This is a genomic window from Bacillus sp. 0909A (assembly GCF_036765115.1).
Lineage (GTDB): Bacteria > Bacillota > Bacilli > Bacillales > Bacillaceae > Bacillus > Bacillus mojavensis.
Genome location: NZ_JBAIZU010000011.1, coordinates 1 through 12886, shown reverse-complemented (window position 1 = coordinate 12886; position 12886 = coordinate 1). Strand labels below are relative to the sequence as shown.

The following is a 12886-nucleotide window of genomic DNA, read 5'->3' as shown; positions in this document are numbered from 1 at the left end:
TGCTGGACGTCCTCACAAGGACCTCGAGCCGATACTTGGAATGTTCGTCAACACCCTGGCGCTGCGGGCACGCCCGGAGGGCGGGAAGCCGTTTGCGCAATTTTTGCAGGAAGTGCGCGAGACCGCCTTGGAAGCTTACGAACACCAGGATTATCCCTTCGAAGAGCTTGTCGACAAGCTCGGCGTAACGCGGGATATGAGCCGAAATCCAGTGTTTGATACGATGTTTATTCTTCAAAATATGGACAAGCAAGACATTCATCTTGGAGACATAAAAGCCCGGCCTGCAAATGTCATTCATCAAATTTCTGTATTTGACATGACGTTGATTGCGGCTGAATCAGATGGAGTCATCAAATGTGACATGGAATTTAGTACCGACGTATTTATGAGAACGACAATTGAACGCTGGGCGGCTCATTTTACCGAATTTTTGCGTGCTGCCACGTCAAATCCTAATACCACTCTCTCACAAGTGAATATACTCAGCGAAAAAGAAAAACAAAAGATTTTGATAGAACTCAACAAACCTCACGTTGAATTTTCTCAAACTGATACCGTTTTTCATCGCATGTTTGAAAAGAGGGCTGAAGAGACACCGGAGCATATAGCTGTTATTGACGGTGAAAAACAGATCAGCTACCGCCATCTCAACGAAAAAGCCAATCGTCTGGCGCGCACACTGCGAAGAAAAGGAAAAGAGACGCAGCCAATCGTTGCGGTTTTAGCGGAGCGATCCATTGATGCTATTGCTGGCATTTTAGCCGTTATGAAAGCCGGCGGCGTGTATATTCCAATAGATTCTCATTATCCAAAAGCACGGATTGAATACCTTCTCAAAGACAGCGGGGCTGAAATTCTTCTTTTACAGAATGAAGTAAAGCATTTGATTTCAGGCTCAGATATAGGTGATATTTCTCGCGTTTGTCTTGATGATGAAAGTTCCTATGAAGCAAAAAGATGCAATCTTGCTTCGTCTCCTGTCCCGGAGGACTCGGCATATATCATTTATACGTCAGGAACAACCGGTGCGCCTAAAGGCGTTATCGTTACGCACCGAAACTTTGCTCATGCTGTTCTTGCTTGGCGCAGCATATATCAGCTCGATCAAATGCCTGTCAGACTGCTTCAAATGGCGAGCTTCTCCTTTGATGTCTTTTCAGGAGATTTGGCGAGAACGCTGGCCAACGGAGGGACTCTAGTCATTTGCCCTGATGACACAAGGCTTGAGCCTGCTGAATTATATGCATTGATGAACCGCCAGCGTATCACGATCATGGAGTCAACACCGGCACTCATTGTCCCATTTATGGAATATGTCTACCGCAATCAGCTTAGTCTTTCTGACTTAGACATCCTTATTCTTGGTTCGGATATGGTGAAAGCCCATGACTTCCAAACAATGGTGGAGCGTTTCGGAGGCAAAATGCGGTTAATCAATAGTTACGGGGTTACAGAGGCCACGATCGATTCAAGCTACTATGAAATGAATATGGGTGAGGAGTATTCGGGAGACAGCGTACCGATCGGCATCCCGCTTCCCAATGTAAAACTGTACGTACTCAGCCAGACTGATCAAATACAGCCGTTCGGTATTGCCGGCGAGCTTTGCATCGGCGGAGCCGGCGTTGCCAAGGGCTATCACGGAAAACTCGAATTAACGGAAGAGAAATTTACAGAGAATCCATTTGTGCCTGGAGAAAGACTGTATAGAACAGGAGATCTGGCCTGCTGGCTTCCAAACGGCACGCTCAGACTTCTTGGCCGGATAGATTATCAAGTAAAGATAAACGGGTACAGAATCGAAACAGAAGAAATTGAAAGTGTGCTCCTCCAAACAGGACTTGTGAATGAAGCGGTTGTTACGGTTCAAAGTGATACGAATGGACAGGCTCGTTTAGCAGCTTATATTCTGCCTTCAGATGCCGATACAACGGTTCTCCGCGGTGCTCTATCAAAAATGCTGCCGGCATATATGATTCCTGCACATATCATTCCTTTGGAAAAGATGCCGCTGACATTAAACGGGAAGCTGGACAGAAGAGCTTTACCGGCGCCAAATGAAGCTTTCTCGCGGCCGTATACTGCACCGATCAACGAATTGCAGGGAATGACAGCGCAGATTTGGGAGGACGTGCTGAGCGTGTCTCGAGTTGGCATTCACGACTCCTTTTTTGAGCTTGGAGGAGACTCTATTAAAGCACTGCAAGTGTCCGCCCGGCTGGCAGCTGTAGGCTGGAGCATGACTATACAGGATTTATTCCGTTATCCAACAGTTCATGAGCTGAGCAGCCATATCACACCATTGACATCTCAGGCTGAACAGAGGCCTATCGAAGGTGAAGCGGATCTCACACCGATTCAGAACAGATTTTTCGATCAGCGTCATGCTTTTCGTGATCATTACAACCAATCGGTCATGCTTTTCAGCGAAAAGGGGTTTCATGCTGACGCACTTCGCCAAGCGCTGCGCAAATTGACTGAGCATCATGACGCACTTCGCATGGTGTTTACACAGGATCATGCCGGGCGTGTCGTTCAGTACAATCGCGGCATTCAGATCACTGAAAACGAATTGTTCGGATTACACGTGGCAGATTGGACAACAGAACAGGCAAAAGGCACACTCTTGGAAGAAAAATTTGCTGCTGAGGAAATCGTGCTTCAAAGCAATATGAATGTAAAAGAAGGACCTTTGCTGCAAGCAGGCTTGTTTAAAACGTTAGAGGGAGACCATTTGCTGATTACGATCCACCACCTCGCTGTAGATGGCGTTTCTTGGAGGATTCTGCTTGAAGATGTAGCTGCAGCCTACCAACAGTCTTTGGAGCAAACAGAGATCAAACTGCCGCCGAAAAGCGATTCTTATTTATCATATGCCAATGGTCTGGCACAGATAGCCGGAAGCCGGCAATTGTTATCAGAAATAACATATTGGCAAACGATTTTGGATGCTCATAACGTTTTTCTGCCTAAGGACAGGGCTGAGTCGGACAGGCATCAAAGCAGTGCTGAAACAGCTGCGTTTGTATTAGCCAGTGACTGGACTAAAAAACTGCTGTTTGAAACGCAGCAAGCCTATGGTACTGATGCCAACGAACTTTTGCTGACTGCCTTAGGAATGGCGCTTTACGAATGGAGCGGACACGAACAAATTGTGATCAGCACTGAGGGCCATGGAAGAGAAGGACATGTTCCGAATATTGATATTTCACGAACAGTAGGCTGGTTCACTTCTATTTATCCTATCCTTCTGGACATGAGTGTACCACATTCATCCGAAGATCAGCTGGGGTACAGAATCAAAGCGACAAAGGATAGGCTGAGAAGAGTGCCGCATAAGGGAACGGGCTACGGCTTATTAGTCCAAAAGGGAGCCATACAGCATAAAGAGCCTGAGATCAGCTTCAATTATCTTGGACAATTCAGCGAAGATGAGAGTTCGGATTTGTTTCAACTGTCTTCTTATCAGCCTCGTTACGAAATAGCTGGGGAGAGAGAAAGAGAGTACGAGCTCGATATGAATGCTTTGATAACAGATGGGCGTCTGCAAGTCAAAGCAGTTTACACCCGGGTGTTCCACGAAAACACAATTCAGAGTTTGATGGACAGCTTTCACAGTCATCTTATCGAGATCATTGAGCATTGTACAAAGAAAAAAGAACGAGAAAAAACGCTGAGCGATTTCAGCAACAAAGAATTAACGCCATCCGCATTATCTAGCATCGAAAATCTCGTTAAAGGTCTTTAACTTTTGGAAAAGGTGTGTGGAATTGATGACGCAAGCAACACAGATCCAAGATATTTATCCGTTATCGTACATGCAGGAAGGGATGCTGTTTCATTCACTGCTTGATTTCAGCTCTAAAGCTTATGTGGAGCAAACCTCGTTTACCATTACAGGCAGCCTGTGTATCGATTCGTTTCAAAAGAGCTTAAATCTTCTTGTTTCCCGATACGATATTTTCAGAACCATATTCATTAAGGAGGTGCCGGATCTCACTGGGCCGCAGCAAGTTGTGCTGACAAACCGTGAATTGACCGTACAAAGGGAAGATCTTTCTCACCTGAAACATGGTGAGCAGCTTGCTCTGATAGAAGACTTTATGCAGCAGGACCGGGAAAAAGGGTTTCACTTGCAAAAAGATCCGTTAATGCGGCTTACGCTTTTTGATAGAGGAGACAGCACATATACATGTGTCTGGACACATCACCATATCATCATGGATGGCTGGTGCTTGGGCATCATCCTCAAAGAATTCTTCAGCATGTATGACTCACTTAAAAATAACAGGCCTGTGCAGCTCGACAGCACCGTGCCGTACAGCCGTTATATTGAATGGCTCGGAGAACAAGATAAAGAAGAAACCGCTGCATACTGGAGAGATTATCTGCAGGAGTACGGCAAGAGCGCTTCTATTCCCAACCGAAAAAACCGCTCAGCGAACGGGGAATATGAAGCCGCACATATCCGTTTTTCTTTAGATCAAGCTATCGTTCAGAAATTGACAGCAGCTGCCCAAAATTTGGGAGTTACATTAAACACTTTATTTATGAGTCTATGGGGTGTTCTTCTCCATCGGTACAACGGAACCGATGACGCGGTCTTCGGCTCTGTTGTTTCCGGACGTCCGTCAGCGATTGATGGGATCGAGTCAATGGTCGGCTTGTTTATTAACACGGTTCCGGTGCGTATTCGATCTGCAGAGAAAATGGCGTTTTCTACGCTTGTCAAATCCGTGCAGGAGGATACTTTACGCTCTGAGCAGCATGGTTATTATCCGCTTTATGAGATTCAAAACCGCAGTGCTTTGAAGCAAGGATTGATCGATCATATTCTTGTCTTTGAAAATTATCCTGTACAGCTTCAGCAGGCAGTCAATAGGCAAAGCGAAAATGACGAAAACGCGTTGAAGCTCGATGACATTTCTATGTCAGAACAAACCAACTATGACTTTAACGTTGTCATCGTTCCAGGTGAATCATTTTATATTAAATTCAGCTACAATGCCGCCGTTTATGAACGGGAAGAGGTGCTTCGGATTCAGGGGCACCTCATGCAGGCAATGGATTGTATTTTGTCAAATCCGGATATTGCTGTCGGAAACATCAACATTGTGCCTCCTGAAGAACAAAAGCTCATTCAATCGTTTAACGAAACGGAGCGCCATTATCCAAACAAAACGGTATCTCAATTGTTTGAGGAGCAGGCTCTCAAAACACCTGACGCGGCTGCTTTGAAAATGGGAGATGAGTGCCTGACATATCGGCAATTAGATGAAAGAGCCAATCAGATTGCACACGCCCTGATAGAGAATGGCGCTGGACCTAACGGGATTGTCGCAGTGATGATGGAACGGTCAATGGACATGGCTGCTGCCCTGCTTGGAATTTGGAAAGCCGGCGGCGCTTATCTGCCTCTTGATCCAAGTTATCCGAAAGAACGGCTTTCTTTTCTGCTGCATGACAGTCAAGCAGCTCTCTTACTGACAGAAGAAGAATTTATCTCTTCCATCCCCTCAGGCTATGAAGGCAGTATTGTGATATCAGAACATACAGCACATTACAAAACGGACTCACCTGATGCATCGATTGGTGAGCTTGCCTACCTGATCTATACGTCAGGAACGACAGGACGGCCAAAAGGTGTGCTCGTTGACCATCAAGGAATTGCAAATACCTTGCAGTGGAGACGGGAAGAATACGACATGAGCGAAGGGGATACAGCACTTCATCTGTTTTCCTATGTTTTCGACGGCTGCGTGACGAGCTTGTTTACTCCGCTTCTGTCCGGTGCATGCGTGCTGCTGACAACAGATAACGAAGCGAAGGACGTACTGGCCCTTAGACAGAAAATAGCTCAATACAAGGTCAGTCATATGCTTATTGTTCCTTCCTTGTACCGGGTGTTATTAGAAGTGCTGACAGCTGAAGATGCACAAAGTCTTCGTATCGTGACATTTGCGGGCGAAGCAGTGACTCGCGACCTGCTTGAGTCCAGCAGAAAGATTTGCCCCTCCGCTGAACTTGCAAATGAATATGGACCGACAGAAAACAGTGTGGCAACAACAATCCTTCGTCATCTGAACGAAAAAGAGAAAATCACGATCGGACGCCCGATTGCCAATACAAAAGTATATATTTTACAAGGAGATCAGCTGCAGCCGATAGGCGCGGCGGGTGAACTGTGTATTTCAGGCGCGGGTCTCGCACGGGGGTACTATAAGCGGTCAGAGCTAACAGAGAAAGCATTCACAGATCATCCATTCCTCAAAGGGGAACGCTTATATCGAACCGGAGATGCAGGGCGCTTCCTGCCTGATGGCACGATTGAATATATTGGACGTTTTGATGATCAGGTAAAAATCAGGGGATATCGCATTGAATTGAGTGAGGTTGAAACTGTTCTTCGGCAAGCACCTGGAGTGAAGGAAGCTGCGGTGCTTGCCCGTGATGTGTCTGATGAGGAAAAGGAACTCGTTGCTTATATCGTTCCGGAAAAGGGAAATGGCCTTCCGAATCTGCACCAGCATCTAGCCGGTACATTGCCGTCCTATATGATTCCCGCAAGCATCATCAAAGTCACTCAAATGCCGTTAACATCCAGCGGGAAGCTCGACCGTTCCGCACTTCCGGAACCAGAAAACACAACTAGCTTAACGTACATGCCGCCACGCACTTTAATGGAAACTAAACTGGCACGCATTTGGGAAGAGGTGCTGAACAGAAATCAAATCGGTATTCGCGATGATTTCTTTCAATTAGGCGGACAGTCCTTAAAAGCAGCCACACTCGTATCGAGAATACATAAACGGCTGAATATCGAGCTGCCGCTCAGCGACGTTTTTTCTTATCCGACCGTGGAAAGCATGGCAGCCAAACTGATGAGTTTACATGAGCATGTTTTTACGCAGATTGAACCTGCGGATTATAGAGATGTCTATCCGCTGTCTTTCTCGCAAAAAAGATTATACGCTCTTTACCAGCTGGCAGATGACAGCACAGGCTACAACATGCCGGCAGTACTGGAACTGCGAGGACATTTGGATCGCGGGAGATTGAGAAAAATTCTCACAGAGCTTGTGAATCGGCATGAATCATTGCGTACTGCATTTGAACTGAACAACGGAGAGCCAGTGCAAAGGATTCATCCGGCGCTGACAGCTGATCTGAAAGAGCTTGAAATTGAATCAGAACAAATGCTGCAGTCTGCGATCTCGTCCTTTATCAAACCGTTTGATCTAACGGTTGGACCGCTTTTTAGAGCAAGCTTGATATCTCTTGAAAAAGAAAGAGCCTATTTGCTGCTCGATATGCATCACATCATTGCTGACGGAATCTCTATGAGTACACTCGTCCAAGAATTCACTGATCTTTATTGCGGAAAAGAGCTTCCAGCTTTAAACCTGCATTATAAGGATTTTGCGGTTTGGCAGCAAGAGAAGTTCCCGGAAACGCATTACAGCAAACAGGAGGCCTACTGGCTGAAGCAGCTTGGCGGCAGCCTTCCAGTATTGGAATTGCCTCTTGATAAAACGAGGCCGCTTCTGCCTGATTTCAGCGGCGGGACATTTGAAGTAAACATTGATAAAAGAACGGCAGAAGAACTGCACCGCTTGATGTTTGAAACGGGAACGACGATGTATATGCTCCTTCTGTCTGTCTATTCCATCATGCTTTCCAAACTGAGCGGACAGGAGGATATGGTTGTCGGCTCGCCTGCTGCCGGGAGACCGCACACTGATCTGGATCGGGTCATCGGGATGTTCGTCAATACATTGGCTATGCGATGCCAGCCTGAGGGCCACAAAACGTTCATCTCTTATTTGCAGGAAATTCGCGAACTGGCTCTAACTGCATACGAGCATCAGGATTATCCTTTTGAAGAGCTCGTCAATAAGCTTGAAACGAAACGAGAGGTAAATCGCAATCCGCTGTTTGACGCGATGCTCGTGCTTCAAAACAGCGAAGATTTCCAGTTTGAATTGCCCGGTTTATCTATCTCGTCTGTAACCCCGTCACACAATGTATCTAAATTCGATCTGACATTACACGCTGAGGAGCATTCCGATGGCATTCGCTGCCGCTTCGAATACAGTACCGCGCTGTTTGAAGAAGAGACCATTGCTAGATGGGCCTCTCATTTTATTGAGCTGGTGAAAGGAATAACCTCTGATATTCATATGAAGCTTTCGGAAATGCAATTGCTGTCTGCTCCAGAGCGCGAATTGCTTCTTGAAACGATGGGTCAGTATGCTGACTATCCAAGAGAAGAAAGCATCGTTCATTTATTTGAAAAACAAGCAGCTGAACTTCCCGAACATACTGCAGTGGTATGCGATCATATACGGCTGACTTATCGTGACCTGAATGAAAAAGCAGAACGGACAGCGGCTATGCTGATGAAACAAGGGATCCAATCCGGGGATATCATCGGTTTATTGTTGGATCGATCGCCTGATATGGTGATTGGCGTTTTATCTATCCTAAAAGCCGGAGGAGCATACTTGCCGATTGACCCTGAATATCCTCAAGAACGCATCAGCTTTATGCTGAATGACAGCGGGGCAAGAATTCTCCTGACAGAGCCCGGACACAACAAACCGGCGGATTACCATGGGCAAATTTTATATCTGAATGACGCCGAAAACGAATTGATTTCGCCTGATTTGAAAGCTCAAGAAATATTAGCAGACCAGCCAGCTTATGTGATTTATACATCTGGAACCACTGGGCAGCCAAAGGGCGTCGTTGTCGAGCACCGCAATGTGATGAGTCTATTGAAGCATCAGGATTTTCCTTTTGATTTTGACAGTGAGGACGTTTGGACTTTATTTCATTCATATTGCTTTGATTTCTCAGTATGGGAAATGTTCGGAGCGTTGCTGAATGGAAGTACGCTGGTTGTGGTCTCCAAAGAAACAGCCCGCGATCCGAATGCATTCCGCTTATTGTTAAAAAAAGAAGGCGTCACAGTACTTAATCAGACTCCAACTGCTTTTTACGGACTCATTCATGAAGAAAGAAATCATTCGGACCGATTACATGTGCGATACGTTATTTTCGGCGGAGAAGCTTTACAGCCTGGCATGCTTGTATCCTGGAACGAGAAATACCCAGATACTGAACTGATCAATATGTACGGCATTACTGAAACAACTGTACATGTGACATATAAGAAATTGTCCTCAGCTGATATAGAAAAAAATAAAAGAAATATCGGAAAATCGCTGGCAACCCTTCAGGCTTATGTGATGGACGCTCATATGAATCTTCAGCCTACAGGAGTTCCAGGTGAGCTGTATATTGGCGGAGAAGGGGTAGCCCGGGGATATTTGAACAGAGATGATCTGACCGGGGCCCGATTTGTACCTAATCCTTATCTTCCGGGAGACAGATTATACCGAACCGGAGACCTTGCAAAGCGTCTGGCAAATGGAGAGCTGGAATATATGGGCCGCATTGATGATCAAGTAAAAGTGAGAGGACACCGCATTGAGCTCGGTGAAATCCAGGCGTCTCTGCTTCAGCTTCCAATAATTAAAGAGGCGGCTGTCATTACAAGAGGTGATGAACAAGGCCAATCCGCTGTCTATGCTTACATGGTTGCGGAAGATGGACAGGCTGTAAATGAAGCAGATATCCGTGCTGCCCTGAGAGCCGTTCTGCCTGATTTTATGGTGCCTGCCCGTTTGATCCAGATTGACAGCATCCCGCTGACGGTTAACGGCAAGCTCGACCAGAACGCCCTGCCGGAACCAGATAAGCGGGCTCTAGCTGAGAATGATATCAGCCCTAGAAATGAGATTGAAAAGGCGATGGCTGACATTTGGGAGGAACTGCTCGAAGCGGAGGAGATAGGTGTCAGTGCGAATTTCTTTGAGCTTGGAGGGGATTCAATAAAAGCGTTGCAGGTGTGTGCACGGCTGAAGCAGCGAGGCTATGAAACGACAGTGCGTGAGATGTTTGAGCATCAGACGCTTGGTGAACTGTCGGCCCGCGTTCGAAAAGCTGTACGCGTAATTGACCAAACGCCAGTTGAAGGCGAGCTGCCTTGGACACCTGTACAGCAATGGTTTTTCTCACAATCATTGGAAGCCCATCATTTTAATCAATCCGTTATGCTCTACCGGGCTGAACGGTTTGATGACATTGCACTCAGAAAGGTACTGAAAAGCTTGGTGACTCATCATGACGCACTGAGAATCATAAGCCGTTTCAAAGATGGCAAGCCTGTACAGGTTAACAGAGGACCAGATCTTCCAGATGAGGAGCTATATGCCTTTGAACTGTTTGATGTAAGAGATCATCACTCAAATACAGCAGGTGATTCACAGGGCTTATCAGCAGAAGCACGCAAACAGATTGAAGAAATGGCAAACCAAATTCAGCAAACCATTCGATTGGAGACTGGCCCTTTGCTTCATGCTGGTTTGTTTAAAGCCGAAGATGGAGACCATTTGTTTCTGACGATTCATCACTTAGTCATTGATGCCGTTTCATGGCGCATTTTATTTGAGGATTTTTCAATTGCTTACGAACAGGCAGTCTCAGGAAAACCCATCGAACTGCCGGAAAAAACAGATTCATATTTCACCTATGCACAAACTTTGGCTGACTATTCAAAAAGCCGGCGTCTGCAGCGTGAAATCGCGTATTGGAAAGAGCGGGAGGATCGGCATATTGAACCTATTCCCAAAGATCATTCGATCACCTCGAACTCATTCAAAGATACAGAAGTAATTGATTTCGAGCTGTCCCGTGAAGACACAGAATTGCTGTTAACTACTGCTAACAACGCATACAACACGGAAACAAATGATGTCCTTCTGACTGCGTTAGGCCTAGCTTTGCAGAAATGGACGGGACTTGACCATTTCAAAATCAGTATGGAGGGCCACGGCAGAGAAGATTATCTTGACAATATTGACATGAACAGAACAGTAGGCTGGTTCACTTCAATTTATCCTGTATGGCTTGATATGAGTGATTCTCACTATACGGATGAAGGTGAGCGGCTAGGACGACACATTAAACAGACAAAAGACATGCTGCACCGCATACCGCATAAAGGCGCAGGCTATGGAGTGCTGAAATATATCAACAAGATATGGGATTCTGAGTACAGCGACCCGGAAATCAGCTTTAATTACTTAGGCCAGTTTGATCAGGATGTTCAATCAAAGGCTTTTGAGATTTCTGATATTAAGACAGGGAATGAAATCAGCCCGGATTGGGAGCGGCCTTATGTGCTTGATATCAGCGGAGCCGTTTCATCAGGGTGCCTGCACATGCACATCATTTATAACGGACTTCAATTTAAGAAACAAACCATACAGGCATTAGCCGATCATTTTAAACATGCGCTTGAAAACATAATAAAGCATTGCGCGGGCAAAGAAAACCGTGAATGGAGTGCCGCTGATTTTACTGATGAGGAATTAACGCTGGAGGATTTAAGTGAAATTATGGGAGCCGTCAACAAACTATAGGAGAGGAGATTCATTGATGCCGCAGCAACCCGAAATACAGGATATATATCCCTTGTCTTTTATGCAGGAGGGGATGCTTTTTCATTCGCTGTATGATGAACAGTCGAGAGCTTATTTTGAACAGGCTTCTTTTACAATCAAGGGGCAGCTTGACTTAGACCGTTTCCAGAAAAGTATGGACGCTGTTTTTGACAGGTATGAAATCTTTCGAACGACTTTTATCTACAAACATGTAGCCAAACCTCGTCAGGTGGTGCTTAAAGACCGTTCTTGCCGTGTTCATTTTGAAGATATTTCTCATCTTAATGAGAGAGAGAAAGAACATTGTACAGAAGCATTCAAGGAACAAGATAAAAAAAGGGGCTTTGATCTTCAGTCGGATGTACTGATGAGAATATCCGTTTTAAAATGGGCGCCTGAGCGTTACGTGTGCATTTGGAGCCATCACCATATTTTAATGGATGGGTGGTGCTTAGGCATTATCATTAAAGACTTTCTCCACATTTATCAAGCGCTGGGAGAAGGGCGGCTTCCATATTTGCAGCCAGTTCAGCCGTACGGAACATATATTAAATGGCTAATGCAGCAGGATCGTGAAGAGGCAGCTGCGTATTGGAAAAAGCGACTGCAGCACTTCGAGAAAGCTTCTTCTTTGCCAAAAAGAAACGAGCAAGTATCAGAAGGTGAATTACAGCAGGTCACGTTTACTATCTCTGAAAAAGAAACGTCCGATTTGCAGAAAATCGCAGCAACATCCGGTGCAACGCTTAACACCGTTTTCCAAGCTTTGTGGGGGATTTTGCTGCAAAAATTCAATCGCTGTGACGATGCCGTGTTCGGATCAGTCGTCTCAGGCAGGCCTTCTGAGCTGGAAGATGTAGAAAATATAGTCGGCCTTTTTATTAATACCATTCCCATCCGGGTCCAAAGCAAAGCTCTTTCTTTCTCTGACCTGGTCAGTCGGATGCAAAAGGAAATGACTGAAGCAGAAGCATACAGCTATTTCCCTCTATATGACATTCAAGCGCAGAGTGCTCTTAAACAAGATCTCATTGATCATATTATCGTGTTTGAAAACGTGCCGACCCAGCAAGAAATGGAAGGACTAAACCAGACTGGATCGTTCGGTTTCTCAGTGGAAAACTTTGCGATGGCGGAGGAGACGAATTATGGATGCAGCGTCAAAGTGATTCCAGGCCGCACATTGTTCGTGCGCATCAATTTTCATACAGGTTTATATGAGCCTGGCATAATTGCTGAGATAAAAGATTATTTACAGCATATGATTTCAGCTGTCATCTCTGATCCTTCTCTTCCTGTTTCAAGGATGACGTTACTAGATAAAGACAAAACACAGAAAATGGTTGCTGAATATAATACGACGGGAGCTGTTA

2 protein-coding genes and 1 pseudogene are annotated in these 12886 nt (G+C 45.6%); all 3 read left to right on the top strand.

The features are described from left to right. A pseudogene (fenC, locus tag V6D42_RS20140) lies at nt 1–3751 on the top strand (fengycin non-ribosomal peptide synthetase FenC); the annotation flags it as partial. 25 nt (nt 3752–3776) lie between these two features. Beyond that, nucleotides 3777–11492: a fengycin non-ribosomal peptide synthetase FenD gene (gene fenD / locus V6D42_RS20135; RefSeq protein WP_333514372.1), complete on the top strand. Its 7716-nt coding sequence runs from the start codon at nt 3777–3779 to the stop codon at nt 11490–11492. A gap of 16 nt (nt 11493–11508) precedes the next feature. Next, a partial coding sequence (locus tag V6D42_RS20130; RefSeq protein ID WP_333514371.1) for a condensation domain-containing protein occupies nt 11509–12886 on the top strand: 1378 nt, incomplete at its 3' end.